Genomic DNA, 17,395 nt, shown 5'->3' with positions numbered 1-17,395 from the left:
GACGTTCACCCTTGAGATTCGATGGCGCGGGTGATGAGTTCACGCGCAGCGCTGCCAATGACGGCATGTTCGTGCAGCTCCGTGAACGTTCTGGCATACATGGCAAGTTCGTGCTTCTGTACGACCGTTAGATGCGCCGACACCAGTTCGACCTTGACGGTGTGGTCGTCGAACATGAAAAAGCCCTCGACGGGCATGAGTGGGCGGTCGATGTCGCGGGGAATGATGCCGATGCTCACCGTGGGCAAGGCCATAGCGCTGATCAGATAGCCGAGTTGGCCGGCCATCACGTCCGTCCCGCCGATGCGGTTATAGAGGGCGCTCTCCTCCAGAAGGATGACGAACGTGCGCGGCGTATAGACGATCTTCTGCTTCTCTAGGCGGACCTCGACAGCCGCGTCTACGTCGTCGATCAAGCCGCGACGGTTACGGATGGAGGTTAGCAACGCCTTGATGTAGGAAGCAGTTTGCACGGGCCCAGGGATGAGCGACGGCGAATAGAACCGGAAGTGCTGTGTTCGCTCCCAGAGGGGGAGGGCGGACTCCTGTGCCCACTTGAGCCCGTCGCCCTCCATCTTGTGCCACTCGACGTACATGCCCTCGATTCCGCGGGCCGTCTTGACGAGATCGTCCGCCAGGCTGTCTGCCTCGCAGACTCTGCACCAAGCACGAAGGTCGCGCTCCGAGGGCGCGCGTGTTCCGCTCTCGAAGCGCGAAGCCTTCGACTCATGCCAGTCCAGTTTTGCGGAAAGTGCTCGCTTTGTGAGTCCGGCTGCTTCCCGGATCTCTGCGAGACGTTTCCCGAGCGCCTTTCGGGCTTCTTGTGCGCTCGAAGATGCTGGCGGTTTCATTTTGGGGTGACGGTCCTATGCGGAGTGTTCAGTACGCTGCGAACTCTGCGTGTGGCGTTGCCCGATTCCATACGGCCTCGAAAGCCGTATCGCAGAGTTTCGCGATCTCCGGGTCTTCGGTGATCTCGGGCTCTGTGGGCTCGCCTTCGCCGTCAAAGTGGTTCAGGTACAGCAGCCGGGAATCGAACAGCCAGAAGTCGTTCCCCGGAAGAAGCAGATCCGAGGCGTTTCGCCGGGGAAGCCATCGCACCTGCTCACCCGCCGCGACGTTCAGCCCCTCGGTCACCTCGTGCTCGAAGCGGATGTACTCGCTCACGGGCGTCGACACGATGCGGGCTCGACGCACCTCGACACCTCGCGAGACAGCCTCCGAGACGATGGCGTGCCAGGCGGCCCAGCGCTTGGCCGGGTCGATGGACTTGCCGGCCTTCCAGTCAACGAAGGCGGAGTCCGTCTTGCTGTAGGCGTCGCGGGCTTCCAGGTGAACAGCCGTCCGCTGGCAGTCGCGGAACAGCTCCTTAAACGTCGGGGGACTCGACAACCTTCTCCTCCTCCGGCTCGGCGTCCTTGGTGGCGGTCTCCCTGTCCTCTGCCAGGAAGAACTGCACCATATAGCGGGGGATCTCAACCGCCCCCTCGTGCGCGGGGAGGTTCAACTGCTTGAGCCGCCCCTCGTCCAGAACCTTGTACCCCTGGACGAGGTACCTGTCCGTCTCCTCGTCCACGTAGATGGTGGGCGAGTTGCCGTCAGGGCTGTTCGGGTCCTTACCGAGCATGCGCAGGGCCATGATGTCCTCCTCCGTCGCCGGTTACGCTTCCCGTGCCAGAGCTTGCCTGCGCCCTCGCTGGAGAGCGAGGAACTTGCCCAAACTTGCCAGCACTTCGTGAGGCGAACCTACGCGCCGTGGATCAAGGTGACGAGGAGCGGGTCAGCCACAGCTTTCCGGCGGTGGCTGGATGCAATCGCTGGCCTGACCCGCGCCCTCACCTCGCTCTCGGGAGCCCTCTTACCCCTCCCTACCTACGCATCGTCATGGCCGAGCGAGTCGTATCCGTCCACGTACTCGCGCCCGTTGAGGTGTGCCGCGATCTTCCCGACCCCGCGTTCGAGCCGGTAGCGGACGGCCCGGTCCGTCACTCCTTGGAGGGTGCCGGCCTCGGTGTCCGGGAGGTCGACGCCGTAGCGCAGGACGAGGGCCTGGCGCTCTTCGAGAGTGAGCGGCGCCGTAACCCAGCCTCGCCGTATGTCGGCCAAATGAGCGAACAGCAGGGTCGCCGTCTTGGGGTCGACGCTGCCCTTGGGCATGTCTGCGTCCGGGGCCGTGGGGTTGCGGATTCCGTACGCCGCCTCGTCGTCCCACACCGCCGGGAGCAGGTGCTCGACCAGGGCCCGGTCGTACAGGGTCACCCGCCACCCCTTTCGGCAGCGTTGCGCGCGGCCTCGTACGACACGTGAGCGGAGCGGTGCTTCGCCTCGGTCAGCCACCGGTCGCGGAGCCTCTGCGAGAGCCAGCGGTGCAGCAGGCCGGCCCCGCCATCGGTGAGGAGCTGGCGCACGTAGGAGGCACGCTCGGCGGCGACGATGACGGCCTCCTGCAAGGCGTCCTCGTACTCCAGCGTCAGCCCGTAGTCCCGCGAGAAGCCGCGCGCCACTGCGCGGCACACGCTCTCCACCTGCGGCTCGGCCAGGATGGTCCAGTCGGCCGTGGCAGGTCGCTGCGGCTGGTCGATGTCCACGAGCGAGATCGTCATCGGACGACCTCCTTCACCGGGACCTCGCCGTCCTTGGTGACCATGACCATCAGGCCCGGAGCGCCCCGGGTGCCGGTGCGGTGCCGCCACCAGGTCGATTCGGACTCCATGGCGGGAATCTGAATGAACGTGCGCGGCCCGTCGGTGTCCACGTGTTCGTGATGCAGATGGCCGGCCAGCAGGACGTCGGCCTGGTGCATGGCCGAGGTCTTGTCGAAGCTCTGCCCCTTCCGCCATTCGAAGTGCTTTCCGCTGCGCCACTGATGGCCATGAGCATGGGCGATCACGGTTCCCGAGCACTCGACGACCACGGTCAGCTCGTCCGAGTCGGGGACGAACACCTCGACGTGCGCGTACTCCTCGCCCGCGAGGGTGAGGGCCTCGGCGACCGAGATCAGGGCGTCGGTGTCGTGGCTGTCGTCGTAGCGGGTGACGCCCCGGCCGTTCGGGCGGACGGCTTCACCGTGGTTGCCGGGGACAGCGACGACCGTCAGCCGGGAGGCGAGCGGGGCGAGCTTCAGCACCGCGTGCGCCATCAGGCGCCGGGTCAGCCGGATCTGCTCGGTGAGGGTGAGCTGCGTTCTCCAGGTGTTCGCTCCGCCCTGGGAGACGAAGCCCTCGACATGGTCACCCAGCCAGGCCAGGTGAACGTGGTCGATGGTGAAGCGCATGCGGTACTCGGACAGCAGGTCGGCAGCCTTGTCGATGCAGTCCATCGCCCGGCGCAGCGTGCCTTCGGGGCCGTCGCCGTCGAGCTTGCCGAGCTGCATGTCCCCAAGGGCGACCACGAAGGTCCATTCGCCCTCCGTGTCCAGCGCGGTGCGGACGGGAGGGGTGTGCCGGTCGAAGACGGCCAGCAGCTCGTCGACGCTGGGCCGCTCGGCCGGCATGCCCTTGCGGCGACTGAAGGAGAAGCGGGCCGAGACGCCCGGCTCTCCGTTGGGCCGAGGGCGAGACGTGGCACAGCGACTGGGGGCCGCAGCCGTCGAAGGACGACGAGTTCACCGAGGCCGACATGAACCCCGGCTCCGGAGCTGATCCGGCGGCTGCCTTCAAGGGTGATACGTACAAGATCATGCTGGTCGCCAACAATTTCCAGACCGGCTTCGATCAGCCCCTGCTCTCGGCGATGTACGTCGACAAGAAGCTGTCAGGGGTCGCTGCGGTGCAGACGCTTTCGCGGCTCAACCGCACTCACCGCACTGCTGGTGGAGAGTGGAAGTGCAAGACGTTCGTCATCGACTTCGCCAACAAGCCCGAGGACATCAAGGCCGCCTCGAGCCGTACTCCAAGAACGCGACCCTGGAGACCGAGACCGATCCGTACGTCGTCGTCCACCTGGCCAACAAGCTTGCCCAGGCCGGAATCTACACCGAGGACGATGTCCGTAAGGTCGCCGGGCTGTGGGTGACCCGGAAGGGCAACAACGCGCTCTCGGCGGCGATCAGCCCGGCGCAGCACGACTTCCGGCGCCGCTATGCGCGAGCGATCGAGGATGAGGACAAGGTCGCGCTCCAGGCGCTCGACCTGTTCCGCAAGGACGTCTCCACCTACGTACGGCTCTATGACTTCATGTCCCAGATCGTCGACTACGGCGATCCCTGCATGGAGATGCTGTCGATCTTCCCGCGCCTGCTGGAGAAGGTCATCGCCGAGTCCGCCTGGGCGGCCGACGTGGACCTCTCCGACGTGGTGCTGGTCGGGGTCAAGCACAACAAGGCGATCTCGGTCGACATCTCGCTCGTGGGCGACGGGCAACTGAAGGGCATCAGCGCTGCCGGCACGGGCACGAAGAAGGATCCGAAGTACGTCGCGCTCCAGGTCGTCATAGACAAGATGAACGACCTCTTCGGCGCCGAGTCGTTCACCGCATCGCAGATCAGGGAGTTCGTGCAGGTTCTCGTCGAGCGGTTGCTCGATGACCCGAACCTGGTCAAGCAGACCAAGGCGAACTCCAAGAAGGAGTTCCTGGAGTCACCAGACTTCCAAGCGGCCGTTACGGAGGCAGTCGCAGACAACCAGGACGCCCACAACACGATGGCCGACTACTTCTTCACCGATGGGCCGGCCATCAACTCGATCATCATCGCCCTCGCGGACGCCTTCTACGAAGCAGCAGTCGATCAGCAGGTGGATTCAAGCTGAGTAAACGCCGAGGTCAGACGTCCTTGATCTGCACTTGGTCGCCGCACAGTTTCGACCAGTCGTCGCGATCCGAGGTCAGTACGAGGACGGGTGCCGGGGAGCGAAGCGCCATCGCGGCGACGAGGGCGTCGATGGCGTACTTGTGCCCGTGTAGGCCGCCTGCGTCGCTCAGCAGCTGCACCGCGGTGAGACTGTCCGCCTGGGTGACGTCTTGGACCTGAAGGCGGGAGAGAAGCCAGCGCAGCCGGGCGGTATCCGTCTTCCCGTAGACGGCCTCCACCACCGTCAGGGCCGACACGAGGACGGGCACACCTACGCGCCGGGCGGCCTCGATCCGGGTGATCATCTGGCGGTCGTTGCGCAGCAGTAGTGACAGTGCCTGGGAGTCGAGCACCAGGGACCTGGCCGCAGGCTCCTTCATGCGGCGCTGTCGTTCGATGCGTAGGGCGCCGGTGCGTCACCAAACAGTTCGCTCTGCGCGGCCTGGACCTCGGCCTCGCTCAGCGGCTCGTGCTCGGCTTCGTAGGCGGCCACGATCTCGGCGAGGCCGTCCATGGCGAGCTGATGCCGGACCGCCGCTGTCACGTACGCGGACACGCCGCGCTTACCGGTACGGGTGCGCAGAGCACCGAGGAGTTCCGAGGGCATCGAGACGGAGATGTTCTCCGTGCCGCCGGGGCGAGGTGACTTCATGGCCGCAAGTCTAGTACAGAAACTATTACAGCACCGAGGTTCTGTACGGCTGCATCCCTGGCGCATAGTCTTGGCGTTCTAGATCTTCTTGTACTTTGCCGAGAATCCCGTGCTGACGTGGACGACCCACACCACGAGCTCTCCGTTGTCGATCGTGTAGACGACCCGGTAGTCGCCGCCCCGCAGTCGACGGCGTTCTGGCTGTGACACGAGCGCGGTGGTGTTGAAGCCGAGGGGGTCGCTCTCCAGCTCGGTCAGTTTGGCCAGGATGCGCAAGGCCATGTCGCGACGGATCTTCCGGAGCTCGGCCTGCGCCTCCGGTCGGAAGACGGTTCGGTACTCACTCACCGCGCGCCAGCGTCTCCCTCATGATGTCCTCGATCGGGATGCCGGGTACAGGGTTGGCCATGCGCTCGTCGATGATCCGGTTGATCTCGCGCTCTTCCCACTCCTGGTACTTGCGCAGCACCTCGATGGAGACGACGGCGGCGACCTGCTTGCCCCGTCGGGTGATCACGGTGGGCACGTCGTCTCGATCGGCGCGCTCCACGACCTCGGCTAGGTGCGCGCGTACGTCGCGGATGGACTCTATGGGTAGGGGCTGCGTCATGCGCTCAAGTGTACCGAGTGTGCCATGTGTACACCGCCCTCGGGGTGGAGCGGGTTGTGTCGTGCTGGATGTGCTGGATGACTTCCCACGGTGCTGGATGGGTGCTGGATGGCCACGTGTAGCGGATGGCACGATCACATCGATGATCTGGCAAATGTGCTGGTCAGAAGGGGCCCGATCTTTCGAGGTCAGGCCCCTTCCGACGACTCTTTCGAGACGGGGAAGGGCTCCCCTGTCGCGGTGTGCGGCTCCAGGACTCCGTCGGCGGTTGGGAGAACACCGCCCCCCAGCCCAGGAACAGGTCCGGCCACGGCCGTACGACACCGTGGAGGCGACACGGGCCTTCCACCGTGCGCCCTGACCGCGCTGCCCGAGGGCCGGCTCGACTGCCCGCTCACGGCCCTGTTCGCACCGGACGACCCGCTGGCACGGGGCCACGAGGAAACGGCACGCAACTGGAAGCTGTTCAGCGACACCGTCCGTTTCGAGATGAGCGACGACGGCGGCCACTACCTCAACGCCACACACCCGGAGCGCATCGCCGCGGTGCTCCGCGCGGACCTGGGGCTGTGAGCCTTGACCACGATGACGATCGTGTTGATGGGCGCGGCGACCTTCGCTCTGAGGTTCTGCTTCTTCGGACCGCTGAATGCGGAGCGGATGCCGGCCCGCGTCGAGCAGGCACTGCCCTACGTGATGCCCGCCGTCCTGATGGCGATCATCGTTCCCTCCGTGATCCTGGCCCCCTCGCCGGGCGACGGACCGGGCTGGCTCTCTCCGTACCTGGTGGGCGCCGGGGTCGGGTTCGGTGTGGGCGCGGTCAAGAAGGACAACTTCTTCCTCGTCTTCGCGTCCGCCGTCGTCGCCTTCGCCCTGGCCAAGTTCCTGCTGTGACGGAGAGTCCACGATGAGCGCTTCCGCTGCCCCCACCCGACCGCTGAGCCGCAGGCAGGAGGTCCGTACCGGTCTCCGCGACGTCCTGCCGCTCGCGCTCGGCGCCCTCCCCTTCGGGCTGCTGTTCGGCGCGGTCGCCCAGCAGGCGAACCTCAGCCTGTTCGACACGCCACCCCGCAGTTCTCGGTCATCAGCGGAGCGACCGTGCATGACGTCCTCGACGGCCGGGAGAACGAGGTCGTCGATCTCGTCGCCCGGGCCTACACCGCGCACGGCCGGCAGCAGACCGTCAATCCGCCCAGCTACTTCCTGCGCTTCCCGGACCGCCCCGACTCCCGGATCATCGCCCTGCCCGCCTCCCTGGGCGGGGAGTTCGGTGTCGACGGCATCAAGTGGATCTCCAGCTTCCCCGCGAACATCACCTCGGGCCTGCCGCGGGCGTCCGCCGTCCTCATCCTCAACGACCACGAGACCGGCTATCCCTTCGCGTGCCTGGAAAGCTCCATCATCAGCGCCACGCGCACCGCGGCCTCCGCAGCACTCGCCGCGGACCGGCTGCACGCCGGCCGGCCGCGCCCGCGCCGCATCACGTTCTTCGGCACCGGCCTCATCGCCTGCTCCACGCACCGCTACCTCACCGGCACCGGCTGGGACTTCGACACGGTCACCATCCACGACCACAGCGCCGAGTACGCCCGTGGATTCGCCGACTACGTCTCCGGCACGGGTCACGAAGGGACGGTGACCGTCTCCGACGACGCCGAGACCGCCGTCCGCGGCTCCGACCTGATCGTCTTCGCCACCACGGCCGGCGAGCCGCACGTCCATGAACCGGACTGGTTCTCGCACAACCCGACCGTGCTCCACATCTCCCTGCGTGACCTCTCTCCCGCGATCATCCTGGGCTCCACCAACGTCGTCGACGACGTGGAGCACAGCCTCAAGGCGAACACCTCACCCCACTTGGCCGAACAGGCCACGGGCAACAGGTCGTTCATCAACGGAACGCTCAGTGACGTCCTCGACGGCACGGCCGAGCTTCCCACCGACCGCCCCCTGGTCTTCTCCCCGTTCGGCCTGGGCGTCCTGGACCTCGCCGTGGGCGTACACGTCTACGGCGAAGCGCTCCGCCGCGGCCTGGCGACACCGGTCCCCGGCTTCTTCCACGTCCTGAGCCGGTACGCGTAGCACCCCGCCCTGTGGGGGATGCCCCCTGCCTCCGTGAGACGCCCGCGGTGCGGGCGGCACCACGCGCACGCCGGCGGCCGGCCGGCCCGGCGTCACCGTCCGGCCGGTCCGAAGCCCGGTGCCGGGTACGGTGCCGGGTCCGTCACCCAGCCCGCCATCAGCACCAGGCGGGACTCGCGGTGGGTGGCGAGGAAGCCGAAGGGGCGGTCGAAGGCGGCGCGGACGACCGTCGTCTCGTAGCGGTACGACGGGACCCCGCCGGCCGGTGCGGGCATGACCGCCGTGACCGCCGCCGCCCGGAAACCGAGCGCGCCGAACCGGGCCACCGCCGACTGGCGGGCCTCGCCGACGGCCAGCGGGTGGGGACTCACCCCGGGGAAGTGGCCGGCCCGGGTGTCCGCCGCCGTCGTGAGGCCGAACAGGGCGGGCCGGGCGAGCAGGTCGTGGTCGGCCCGCACCTCGTACGACACGGTCGTCACGTCCAGCGTCCTCGGTTCCGGCTCGGCGGCCGGCTGCTGCTCCACGTGCAGGCCGGGGCCAACGTGCCCGTGCGGCAGCCCGCCGCCCCCGGTGAGCGGCAGGCCGCGCTCCACCACGCCCACGCCGGCCGCCAGCACCTGACCGGGCGTCATCCGTTCCTCGCCGAGTACCAGGTGGACGTCGATGCCGTGGTCCCCGGGCACCGTCAGCGCGGTGACGAAGCCGTCCGGGGTGCCCGCCACCCCGACGCGGTCCGGCCGGACGCTGCGCCGGTGCAGTCCGCGCAGGGTACGGCCCTGCCAGGGCCCGGCGGCGGGCCGCAGCGGCAGCTCCGTGAACGGCTGGCGCCAGTTCGTGCGCAGCGTGAGCGCGGCGGCCAGCACCATCCGCGCCTCCCGGGTCAGCGTCACCGGCATGCGCTCGACCAGCCCGCCGGTCCGCTCGGCCGCCCAGCCGTCCAGCCGCTCCTGCGCGGTGACCAGGTCGTCCCCGAAGACGCCGTGGGTTCCGGCGGGCAGGCCGGCCCGCCACTCCTCGCGCAGGGCCAGGCCGTGGTGGGTCCACAGGCCGAGCGCCGCCTCCAGACCGGACACCGACGCGAGCCCGGCCAGCAGTTCCCGCGCGGCGACGGCGGCCTGTCCCGCGGGGACGCCCAGCGCCCCGGCCAGCTCCGCCCGCGCCGGGCCGGCCGCGCCGTCGGTGAGGAAGGCCAGCAGGGGCCAGACCCCGGTCGCGGAGAGGACCGTGCCGTCGTGCGCGGTCGCCGCCCATCGGGCCGTGAGCCCGTTCACCGCGCGGACGACCTCGTCGCCCACCCGGCTGTCCGGCCTGGTCTCCACCCTCGTCCCGCCCCCGTTCGTGTCCTGCTCACCGTGCGGCCGGCCACCGGTCCCGCGCTGTCGCCGCCCCGCCCCAGGAGCACCGTACCGGTGTCCCTGCCCGCGCCTCCCGGCCCCCGCCGGCCACGCCGTCCGCACGAGCGGACCCGGACGTCCCCGTGTCGGCCATCAACTACCGCACAAGAAACGATAAATGACTGTCCATCAGGTGTACATGCGGGCGCTGGGTCACCGGCTCCGGCCCCGTCCGTCCGTCCCGGGTGGTCGCCGCGCGGCCCGGCCTCCGGGTGTGGGTCCCTCTGTACGGGGGAGGAAGTGCCCGGGTGAAGCGCTCCCCAACGCCTGTCATCACATCGAGTGATTCTCTGGCCTTTGCTTGCACGGCGGAACCCGGGGTTGCCAGGCTCTTGCCGTCTGTACAACCTGATGGGAGCGGCCAGTGACTTTCGGTGAGCAGCCGGCGTACCTGCGTGTCGCGGGTGATCTCCGCAAGAAGATCGTCGACGGTTCACTCCCGCCCCACACCCGGCTCCCCTCCCAGGCCCGCATCCGCGAGGAGTACGGCGTCTCGGACACGGTCGCGCTGGAGGCCCGCAAGGTGCTGATGGCCGAGGGACTGGTCGAGGGCCGTTCCGGCTCGGGGACGTACGTGCGCGAGCGGCCCGTGCCCCGGCAGGTGGCCCGCTCCGGGTTCCGTCCGGCCGGCGGGGCCACGCCGTTTCGGCAGGAGCAGGCCGACGCCGCCGTGCGCGGCACCTGGGAATCCAGGAGCGAACAGGCCGAGGCCGGCGCGGCGCTCGCCGAGCGGCTCGCGATCCACCCCGGCGACCGGGTCATGCGCACCAAGTACCTCTTCCGGCAGGCCGGTGAGCCGATGATGCTCTCCACCTCCTGGGAGCCCCTCGCCGTCACCGGCCGCACTCCGGTGATGCTGCCCGAGGAAGGGCCGCTGGGCGGGATGGGCGTGGTCGAGCGCATGCGGGCCATCGACGTCATCGTGGACAACGTCACCGAGGAGGTCGGCGCCCGCCCCGGCCTCGCCGAGGAGCTGCACCTGCTCGGCGGTGTCCCCGGCCATGTGGTCCTGGTCGTCCAGCGCACCTACTACGCCTCGGGCCGGCCGGTCGAGACGGCCGACGTGGTGATCCCGGCCGACCGCTACCGGGTCGCGTACCACCTGCCCGTGAAGTGACCGCCGTGGTACGGCCGTTCCGGCGCCGGGTCGCTGCGGCGCCGGGTCGCTGTGGTGACGGGCCTCCGGGCGTACGGCGCGTGCGCCTCCGCGTGAGGTAGCGCACACTCCGGCGCACCGGGCGGGCGGATACCGCGCCCTCCCTGGCCGCCGCCGACCTCCGGGAGCCGCAGCGATCCGGCCGTTCTCGCAGATGGCCCGGGTCGGCCCGGCGCGCGCCCGATCCGGGGCGGCGGTGTTCACGACGGCGTGTTCGGTCCCGTGCGCCCCCGGCGGTCTGGCTGGTTGCGTACCTCTTTGTGAAAAGTCGTATGCGCAGCGTGAAGGTTGGGCGTACGCTCGGGCATATGCGGATTGCGGTTTCCTTAGGCGGTGCGCGACGGGGGCCCGAGAGCGCAGCCGAGTGTGGGGGAGGGCGGTGCGGTGCGGGAAGGAACGCGGGCGGTGGGGGCCATGAGTGAGGGCACGGTCTCACTGCCCTGGATCGTGATACGGCAGGACGACAACGGCAACCGCTACCGCGTCGGCCGGTATGCGACCCGCGCGGAGGCGCAGAAGATCGCCGACAGCTTCGACGACCGGGGGCACAAGCAGATGTACTGGGTCGAGCGCATCGGCCAGAACGGGGACGGCGCGCGCAACTGACCGGCTGCGCGCTGACGTAGGCTCCCGTCCATGACGCGCACGCCGTCCGGCACGGAACCGATCGTCGTGGTGGGAGCCGCCCTGTTCGACGGTGATCGGCTGCTCGCCGCGCGCCGCAGCGCGCCCGCCGACCTGGCCGGGCGCTGGGAGCTGCCCGGCGGCAAGGTGGAGCCGGGTGAGCGGCCCGAGGACGCCCTGGTGCGTGAACTGCGCGAGGAACTGGGCGTCGACGCCGAGGTCGTCCGGCGGGTGCCGGGGGAGTGGCCGCTGCGAGCGCCGTACGTCCTGTGGGTCTGGACCGCCCGGCTGCGTCCCGGCTCGCCCGGGCCGAGGCCCCTCCAGGACCACGACGAACTGCGCTGGCTGACCCCGGCGCGGCTCTGGGACGTCCCGTGGCTGGACCAGGACGTCCCGGCGGTCCGGGAGGCCGGAAGGCTCCGTCCCCCGGAGCCCACCTCCCGGCCGACGGAGCCCACCGACGGGTCCACCTCCCGGCCGGCCGAGCCCACCGACGCGGCCACCCTCGGGTCGGCGGAGTCCGCCGGCGGGGCCGACTCCCGGCCGACGGATATCACCCGGCCTTGAGGCGGCCTTCCCACCGGCCGGGTCCACGGATGAGCCTCCGGGCCGAACAGGTCCACGGTCGGAACAACAACCCCCAGCCGACCGCTTCCACGGGGGTCCCGCCGATCGGGTCGCCTCCCCGCCGGGCAGGTCCGCGGAGGGAGAGCCGTCTCCCGCCGCGCCGTAGGTCGGGTCAGGACTGTGCCGTAGGGGGCGGAGCACCCGCGCGGGGTGCCGAACCGTCGCCGTCCTCGACGCACGCGGCGCTCGCGCCGGTCCCACGGAGCGCCGCATACGCCGTTCGTGCCACAGTGCGCCCTCGCGCGCGGTACTGCCCGCCGGATATCGGGTATGTGCCCATTAACCCCATGAAAACGGACATGGGCGGGCTCTGTTGGCCGGGGAAGTGATCGGCGTGATCGACACCGATGGTGACCGCGCCGAGTGGTCCTTCCCCGCGGAACCGGGCGCCGTGCGCAACGCCCGCGCGGCCGTCCGGCGCCAGCTACGCGGCTGGGACCTCGACTGCGTGGCCGACCTCGCCGCACTCCTGGTCAGCGAGCTGGTCACCAACTCCCTGCGGCACGCCACCGGCCCCATCGGCGTACGGCTGCTCCGTCCCGCCGCACTCGGCGACACCCTGCGGGTGGAGGTCTCCGACCCGCTCCCGGACCCGCCGCGCGAGCGCGTCGCCCGGCCCGAGGACGAGAGCGGGCGTGGCCTGCAGCTCGTCGCCGGGTCCTCACGCCGCTGGGGCACCAGGCCCGGCGCCGGCGGAAAGACCGTCTGGTTCGAACTGGCGGTGCCCGGGTGAGGCGGCGGCCGTGGGCGCACGGGGGTGTACAGCCGCCGGTGCGCCGTCCAGGTGCGCGCCGGGCACGCGCCCGGTCCAGCAGTGGGTGATTCGGCGGTGTGTTCCCTGGTTAGAAGAGTGGGAGTGTTGTCACGGACCGGTCCGAAAAACACCTGGACCGTGCTGTGATCGTGAACACCGTGTCGTGCGGCGCCGTAGTGCTGGATACTGCGGGCAGCCGCCCCCGGTGACCGGTGCCGGGTGCGGTGAGCTGGAGGGGACGGTTCGCGTGAGCGAGATACCAGCGAAGGCCACGGAGTCCGAGGACCCGTCGGACGGCGCGAGGAACCAGGCCGCGGAGGCGGCCGCGGCACCCGGCGACGCCATGTGGCAGAGCAGTCCGCCCGGTTCGATCTACGACTACATCAAGGTCGCGTCCTTCTCCATCAGTCCCGGCGGGCTGGTCGAACAGTGGAGCCTGCGCGCCGAACAGCTCTTCGGCATCCCCGCCGCACGCGCCGTCGGCATGGATCCCATCGAGGCGTTCATCGACCCCGACCTGCGCGACCGCGGCCAACGGAAGATGGCCGAAATTCTCGACGGGCGCGAGTGGACCGGTGTGGTGCCCTTCCGGATGCCTGACCTGCCGGACGGCACCCGCGGCGAGGAGGGCCTCGCCGAGGTCTACGTCATGCCCACCCGCACCGCCGAGGGCGACAAGGCCGCCGTCTGTATCGTCGTGGACGTCCGCACGCTCCGCAGCATCGAGACCGACCTCGCCGCCTCTCAGGCGATTTTCGGTCAGTCTCCGTTCGGTTTCCTGTTGATCGACGACGACCTGAGGGTCCGTCGGGCCAACCACCGCTTCGCCTCCATCTTCGGCGGAGCCCCGGACGACCACCGGGGCAGGGAAGTCCACGACTACCTGCCGCGCGGCGAGGCCGAGCGGGTCTCGGCCACCCTGCGGCGGGTGCTGGAGAGCGGTGAGTCGATCACCGACATGCACGTCACCGGGTTCGTCCCGGGCTCCGAGGAGCGCCGGCACTGGTCCATCAACCTCTACCGCGTGCACAGCGGCACCGGCCGGCCCATCGGCATCGCCTGGCTCGGCACCGACATCACCGCCCGCCGCGAGGCCGCCCGTGAGGCCGCCGCCGCGCGGCGCAATCTCGCCCTGCTCAACGACGCCGGCGCGCGCATAGGGAACTCCCTCGATCTGGAGACCACGGCCCGCGAACTCCTCGACGTCGTCGTCCCCGGCTTCTGCGACCTCGCCACCGTCGACCTCTACCAGGGTCTGCTGACCGGTGACGAGGCCCCGCCCGGCCTGGCCGACGGCAGCGCCGAACTGCGGCGCGTCGCCTTCGCCAGCGCTGTCTCCGGCGCCCCCTTCAGCAGCTCCGGGAAACCCGTCGAGGTCGGCGCGGTCCACCACTTCCCCTTCAGCTCGCCCTGCGCGGACGCCCTGCGCACCGCCCGCCCGCAGCGTGTGCCCGCCGAGGAGGGTGGCCTCGTGCAGTCCACGCTGGCCGTGCCGATGGTCGCCCACGACACGGTCGTCGGACTCGCCCAGTTCGCCCGGACCAAGGGCAGCGAGCCGTTCGGCGACCGGGACCGGGACCTGGCGGTCGAGCTGGCCGCACGGGCCGCGGTCTGCATCGACAACGCGCGCCTGTACCGGCGGGAGCACGAACGGGCGTTGATACTGCAACGGTCCCTGCTCCCGCCCGGCGACCCCGAGGCGTCCGGCCTGGACATCGCCTGCCGTTATCTGCCCGGCAACGCGGCCACCGAGGTCGGCGGCGACTGGTTCGACGTCATCGAACTGCCCGGTCACCGTACGGCGCTGGTCGTCGGGGACGTGATGGGGCGGGGTCTGCGCGCGGCCGTGGCCATGGGCGAACTCCGTACGGCCGTACGCACCCTGGCCCTGCTGGACCTCGAACCGGCCGAGGTGCTCTCGGCGTTGGACGAGATCGCGCGGGGGCTCGGCACGCCGGGCGGGGTCCAGCAGGCCACCCGCACCGCCCGTCAGCCCCGGGACGCCGACCTGTCCGAGGTGTACCTCGCGACCTGCGTGTACGCCGTCTACGACTCCGTGACCAGGCGCTGCACCTTCGCCAACGCCGGCCATCTGCCGCCGGTCCTGGTCGAGCCCGGCGAGACGGCCCTGATGCTGGACGTGCCGCCCGGGATGCCGCTCGGCGTGGGCGGCGAGCCCTTCGAGGAGGTCGAGGTCGAACTCCCCGAGGGCGCGCTCCTCGCGCTGTACACCGACGGCCTCGTCGAGTCCCGCCACCACCCCCTGGACGAGGGCCTTCAGGCCTTCGTCGGTGCGCTCACCGACCCCTCCCGCCCCCTGGAGGACGTCTGCGACCACGTCCTGAACACCCTCGACACCCACCACGGCGAGGACGACATCGCGCTGCTGATGGCCCGGGTGCAGGGGCTGCCCGAGGAGTCCGTCGGCGACTGGACGCTGCCGCGCGAACCGCGCAGTGTCGGGCGGGCCCGGGAGTACGCCCGCGCGCAGCTCGCCGGCTGGGGCCTGGAACCGCTGATCGACACGACGGAACTCCTGGTGAGCGAGCTGGTGACCAACGCGCTGCGATACGGCGAGGGGGACATCAGGCTGCGGCTGCTGCTGGACCGCACGCTGGTCTGCGAGGTCTGGGACTCCGGGTTGGTCCAGCCACGGCGACGGCGGGCCCGGGACACCGATGAGGGCGGACGGGGACTGCAGCTCGTCGGGCTGCTCAGCGCGGCCTGGGGGTCGCGCCGGACGCCACGCGGCAAGACGGTGTGGTTCGAGCTACCCCTGCCGGGCGGCGAGGGAACCCTCACGGACCCGGCGGAGGCCCTGCTGAGCCTGTTCTGACATCACCCCGGCCCGCCCCGCGGGGTTGTGCCGGGTGGGATGCGGACAGGTGCGGCGCCGGGCGGTCAGAGGTGGTGACGGGACCGGGTGAGGGGCCCGCCGAAGCTCGCCGGGGGGCCGCCGTCCGGGTCCTCGGCCAGGAGAACGCCGCCCAGCCCCCCTCCGACACCGGCCGCCTCCCCTTCAGCCCCGGCGACACCGGCTGCCTCCCTTCCGGCCCCGGCCGCATCCCCTGCAGCACCGGCGACACCGGCTGCCTCCCCTCCGACGCCGGCCGCGTCCTCTCCGGCCCCTCCGGCACCGGCGGCACCGGCCGTCTCTCTGCCGGCCCCTCCGGCACCGGCCGCCTTTCCTCCGGCACCGGCGTACGGGTTGCTGTACGCCCGGACATCCCGCTCGCCCAGCTCCCGCGCCTCCCGGGCCACCGAGTCGGCCCGGCCGGGGTGGCCCGCACCCAGCTCCCGCACCGCCTCCGCCAGCCTGGCCCGGGTCTGCGTGCCCACCGCTCCCCGGTGCGCCCCCACGAACGCCTCCGCCCCCGCGACGGAACCGCGCGCCACGAGCAGTGCGGCGGTGCCCAGCACACCGGACCGCGCCCCGCCCAGCCACTCCACCGTCCGGCTGATCCGGCGCAGGGCGTCCAGCGGGTCGTACGGCCCACCGGTCAGCTCCTCGCGGACCGCCGCCAGCACGCCGTCCGCGTGGGCGAGGCGGGTACGCGGCCCGTCCGGGGCCGGCGAGCCCCGCTCACCGCCCCGGACCGCCGCCAGCTCCGCCTCCGCACCGGTCAGCGCGGCCGGCACCAGTCCGGCCGCCTCCCGCAGCAACGCCGCGAGCCGCTCCACCGCGCCCACCAGGATCTCGGCCTGGGCGACCGCGCCCTCCCCGGCACGCAGGTGCCGGGCGGTCCGTTCCCCGTCGTCCACGTCGGCGGCCCGGCGGGCCTCGTTGAGCCGGGCCGTGGCGAACACCAGCCGGTCCGTGGCCTGTTCGACGTAGCCGGCGACGGGCGCCGAGGCGGTCGACGTGTACCGCTCGGGGAGCGCGGCCAGGGTCTCCTGCGCGGTCACCGTCCGGGCCGCGACGTCCCGGAACCGGCCCTCGGCCACCTCCAGCGCCGCACCGGCACCACCGCGCCCGCCGGCCCCCCGCCCGTCCGCCCCCGGCCCACGCGCCGCCCCCGCATCCGCCCCGGCGCCGCCGAGCCCGCGCAGTCCGTCCAGCGCCACCGCCTCCGCGTCCAGGCGGCGGCCGGCCTCCGCGCAGCGGCCGATCACGCCCACCAGAGCCTGCCGCCGGGCGCCCGCGTCCTCCGGGGCGCCCTCCTCGTACCGCCGCCAGATCGCGAACGCGGCCGACAGCTCGGTCTCGGCGGCCCGCAGCGCATGCGTGAACGGTTCCGTCCGCTCCTCCCCGAACAGGCCCCGGACGAAGGACAGTTCCTCCCGGCTGGTCCGCACGCACTCGTCGGCCAGCAGCAGTGCCGCCCGGGCCTGCCGTTCGGAGTCGGCCCGGGTGGGTGCGGGCGGTCGCGCGGAGACCGTCCCCGGGGTCGTCCGGGTGCGGGCGCGCCGGGTGCGGCGCAGATAGCCGTATCCGGCCAGGGACACGGCCGCGACCCCGGCGACGAGCGGCAGCACGAGGTCGGCCGAGGACGTCTCGTCCTGCCGTTGGGCGGCACCGGCCACCGTGCCTGCCGGGGCCACGGGAACCGGATCATGCGCCGCCACCGTCATCACCGGCAACACCAGCCACCCGGCTCCGGCCAGGCCGCCCAGCACCGCACGCGCCACCCGCGCCCTTGTGTGCACCGCGGTACGCCGGGACCGGCCCCGGATCAGGGAGGACGTCACCTTCCGGAGCGTATGGGC

Annotated in this window: 20 protein-coding genes and 3 pseudogenes; 10 read left to right on the top strand and 13 right to left on the bottom strand. The window is 70.9% G+C overall.

All coding sequences use genetic code 11. The features are described from left to right. Nucleotides 1-5: 5 nt before the first annotated feature. From D9753_RS12710 to D9753_RS12685, 7 genes and pseudogenes are all read right to left on the bottom strand, one after another. Nucleotides 6-596: a DUF5753 domain-containing protein gene (locus D9753_RS12710; protein ID WP_338058010.1), complete on the bottom strand. Its 591-nt coding sequence runs from the start codon at nt 594-596 to the stop codon at nt 6-8. A 57-nt stretch (nt 597-653) separates the two neighbouring features. After that, nucleotides 654-851, bottom strand: a pseudogene (locus D9753_RS38980) (helix-turn-helix domain-containing protein); the annotation flags it as partial. Nucleotides 852-879: 28 nt separating this feature from the next. Beyond that, nucleotides 880-1,392, bottom strand: a complete 513-nt coding sequence (locus D9753_RS12705) for a DUF6879 family protein (RefSeq protein WP_205614136.1) — start codon at nt 1,390-1,392, stop codon at nt 880-882. Then, entirely contained in the window at nt 1,370-1,639 is a 270-nt protein-coding gene (locus D9753_RS12700) for a hypothetical protein (protein ID WP_240468125.1), read from the bottom strand. The genes D9753_RS12705 and D9753_RS12700 overlap by 23 nt, the downstream gene beginning before the upstream one ends. A gap of 233 nt (nt 1,640-1,872) precedes the next feature. Continuing rightward, a complete protein-coding gene (locus tag D9753_RS12695; RefSeq protein ID WP_121787125.1) occupies nt 1,873-2,259 on the bottom strand; it encodes an RNA polymerase sigma factor sigma-70 region 4 domain-containing protein in 387 nt (128 codons plus the stop codon). After that, a complete protein-coding gene (locus D9753_RS12690; RefSeq protein ID WP_121787124.1) occupies nt 2,256-2,603 on the bottom strand; it encodes a hypothetical protein in 348 nt (115 codons plus the stop codon). The genes D9753_RS12695 and D9753_RS12690 overlap by 4 nt, the downstream gene beginning before the upstream one ends. Continuing rightward, nucleotides 2,600-3,493 (bottom strand): hypothetical protein, encoded by an 894-nt coding sequence (locus D9753_RS12685; RefSeq protein ID WP_240468124.1) that lies wholly within the window; start codon nt 3,491-3,493, stop codon nt 2,600-2,602. The genes D9753_RS12690 and D9753_RS12685 overlap by 4 nt, the downstream gene beginning before the upstream one ends. 125 nt (nt 3,494-3,618) lie before the next feature. Here D9753_RS12685 and D9753_RS39325 point away from each other — a divergent pair. Next, a pseudogene (locus D9753_RS39325) lies at nt 3,619-3,744 on the top strand (hypothetical protein); the annotation flags it as partial. An 80-nt stretch (nt 3,745-3,824) separates the two neighbouring features. Further along, nucleotides 3,825-4,748: a hypothetical protein gene (locus D9753_RS12680; protein ID WP_240468123.1), complete on the top strand. Its 924-nt coding sequence runs from the start codon at nt 3,825-3,827 to the stop codon at nt 4,746-4,748. 13 nt (nt 4,749-4,761) lie between these two features. Here the strand turns inward: D9753_RS12680 and D9753_RS12675 are convergent, their stop codons facing one another. The 4 genes from D9753_RS12675 to D9753_RS12660 form a co-directional block, all read right to left on the bottom strand. Continuing rightward, nucleotides 4,762-5,169: a PIN domain-containing protein gene (locus D9753_RS12675; RefSeq protein ID WP_121787123.1), complete on the bottom strand. Its 408-nt coding sequence runs from the start codon at nt 5,167-5,169 to the stop codon at nt 4,762-4,764. Continuing rightward, on the bottom strand, nt 5,166-5,441 hold the full coding sequence (locus tag D9753_RS12670; RefSeq protein ID WP_014048106.1) for a hypothetical protein: 276 nt from the start codon (nt 5,439-5,441) through the stop codon (nt 5,166-5,168). Before D9753_RS12670 ends, D9753_RS12675 begins: the two co-directional genes overlap by 4 nt. 78 nt (nt 5,442-5,519) lie before the next feature. Then, on the bottom strand, nt 5,520-5,789 hold the full coding sequence (locus D9753_RS12665) for a type II toxin-antitoxin system RelE family toxin (RefSeq protein WP_121787122.1): 270 nt from the start codon (nt 5,787-5,789) through the stop codon (nt 5,520-5,522). Next, entirely contained in the window at nt 5,782-6,051 is a 270-nt protein-coding gene (locus D9753_RS12660; RefSeq protein WP_121787121.1) for a type II toxin-antitoxin system Phd/YefM family antitoxin, read from the bottom strand. Before D9753_RS12660 ends, D9753_RS12665 begins: the two co-directional genes overlap by 8 nt. Before the next feature lie 240 nt (nt 6,052-6,291). On the opposite strand from D9753_RS12660, the gene D9753_RS36525 reads away from it, so the two are divergent. The 3 genes from D9753_RS36525 to sbnB all read left to right on the top strand — a co-directional run bounded on the left by D9753_RS36525 (nt 6,292) and on the right by sbnB (nt 8,133). Further along, nucleotides 6,292-6,624, top strand: coding sequence for a hypothetical protein (locus D9753_RS36525; protein ID WP_163010690.1), 333 nt, complete (start codon nt 6,292-6,294; stop codon nt 6,622-6,624). A 12-nt stretch (nt 6,625-6,636) separates the two neighbouring features. Then, nucleotides 6,637-6,945, top strand: coding sequence for an AzlD domain-containing protein (locus tag D9753_RS12655; protein ID WP_121787120.1), 309 nt, complete (start codon nt 6,637-6,639; stop codon nt 6,943-6,945). 189 nt (nt 6,946-7,134) lie between these two features. Continuing rightward, entirely contained in the window at nt 7,135-8,133 is a 999-nt protein-coding gene (gene sbnB / locus D9753_RS12650) for a 2,3-diaminopropionate biosynthesis protein SbnB (protein WP_121787119.1), read from the top strand. A gap of 92 nt (nt 8,134-8,225) precedes the next feature. On the opposite strand, the gene D9753_RS12645 is transcribed toward sbnB, so the two are convergent. Further along, complete coding sequence (locus D9753_RS12645; protein ID WP_121787118.1) at nt 8,226-9,452, bottom strand: serpin family protein; 1,227 nt, start codon at nt 9,450-9,452, stop codon at nt 8,226-8,228. 439 nt (nt 9,453-9,891) lie between these two features. Between D9753_RS12645 and D9753_RS12640 the strand changes: the two genes are divergently transcribed. The 5 genes and pseudogenes from D9753_RS12640 to D9753_RS12620 all read left to right on the top strand — a co-directional run bounded on the left by D9753_RS12640 (nt 9,892) and on the right by D9753_RS12620 (nt 15,524). After that, nucleotides 9,892-10,644: a GntR family transcriptional regulator gene (locus tag D9753_RS12640; protein ID WP_121787117.1), complete on the top strand. Its 753-nt coding sequence runs from the start codon at nt 9,892-9,894 to the stop codon at nt 10,642-10,644. 453 nt (nt 10,645-11,097) lie between these two features. After that, a complete protein-coding gene (locus D9753_RS12635; RefSeq protein WP_121787116.1) occupies nt 11,098-11,289 on the top strand; it encodes an SPOR domain-containing protein in 192 nt (63 codons plus the stop codon). A 30-nt stretch (nt 11,290-11,319) separates the two neighbouring features. Further along, a pseudogene (locus D9753_RS12630) lies at nt 11,320-11,718 on the top strand ((deoxy)nucleoside triphosphate pyrophosphohydrolase); the annotation flags it as partial. A gap of 541 nt (nt 11,719-12,259) precedes the next feature. Next, complete coding sequence (locus D9753_RS12625) at nt 12,260-12,667, top strand: ATP-binding protein (protein ID WP_205614135.1); 408 nt, start codon at nt 12,260-12,262, stop codon at nt 12,665-12,667. Nucleotides 12,668-12,935: 268 nt separating this feature from the next. Further along, nucleotides 12,936-15,524 carry a SpoIIE family protein phosphatase gene (locus D9753_RS12620; protein WP_121787113.1) on the top strand — a complete coding sequence of 863 codons (2,589 nt, stop codon included), beginning with the start codon at nt 12,936-12,938 and terminating at the stop codon, nt 15,522-15,524. A gap of 65 nt (nt 15,525-15,589) precedes the next feature. Here the strand turns inward: D9753_RS12620 and D9753_RS12615 are convergent, their stop codons facing one another. Continuing rightward, nucleotides 15,590-17,377, bottom strand: coding sequence for a serine/threonine-protein kinase (locus D9753_RS12615; RefSeq protein ID WP_240468122.1), 1,788 nt, complete (start codon nt 17,375-17,377; stop codon nt 15,590-15,592). Nucleotides 17,378-17,395: the final 18 nt, after the last annotated feature.

The organism is Streptomyces dangxiongensis (assembly GCF_003675325.1).
Classification (GTDB): domain Bacteria; phylum Actinomycetota; class Actinomycetes; order Streptomycetales; family Streptomycetaceae; genus Streptomyces; species Streptomyces dangxiongensis.
Note: the sequence above shows the minus strand (reverse complement) of the source record. Positions and strands in the feature narration are given on the sequence as shown.

Coding starts and splice junctions, on each gene's coding strand:
- D9753_RS12635 (WP_121787116.1), top strand. CDS start 11,098: ATGAGTGAGGGCACGGTCTCACTGCCCTGGATCGTGATACGGCAGGAC.
- D9753_RS12690 (WP_121787124.1), bottom strand. CDS start 2,603: ATGACGATCTCGCTCGTGGACATCGACCAGCCGCAGCGACCTGCCACG.
- D9753_RS12660 (WP_121787121.1), bottom strand. CDS start 6,051: ATGACGCAGCCCCTACCCATAGAGTCCATCCGCGACGTACGCGCGCAC.
- D9753_RS12670 (WP_014048106.1), bottom strand. CDS start 5,441: ATGAAGTCACCTCGCCCCGGCGGCACGGAGAACATCTCCGTCTCGATG.
- D9753_RS12675 (WP_121787123.1), bottom strand. CDS start 5,169: ATGAAGGAGCCTGCGGCCAGGTCCCTGGTGCTCGACTCCCAGGCACTG.
- D9753_RS12710 (WP_338058010.1), bottom strand. CDS start 596: ATGTACGTCGAGTGGCACAAGATGGAGGGCGACGGGCTCAAGTGGGCA.
- D9753_RS12700 (WP_240468125.1), bottom strand. CDS start 1,639: ATGGCCCTGCGCATGCTCGGTAAGGACCCGAACAGCCCTGACGGCAAC.
- D9753_RS12685 (WP_240468124.1), bottom strand. CDS start 3,493: ATGCCGGCCGAGCGGCCCAGCGTCGACGAGCTGCTGGCCGTCTTCGAC.
- D9753_RS12655 (WP_121787120.1), top strand. CDS start 6,637: ATGACGATCGTGTTGATGGGCGCGGCGACCTTCGCTCTGAGGTTCTGC.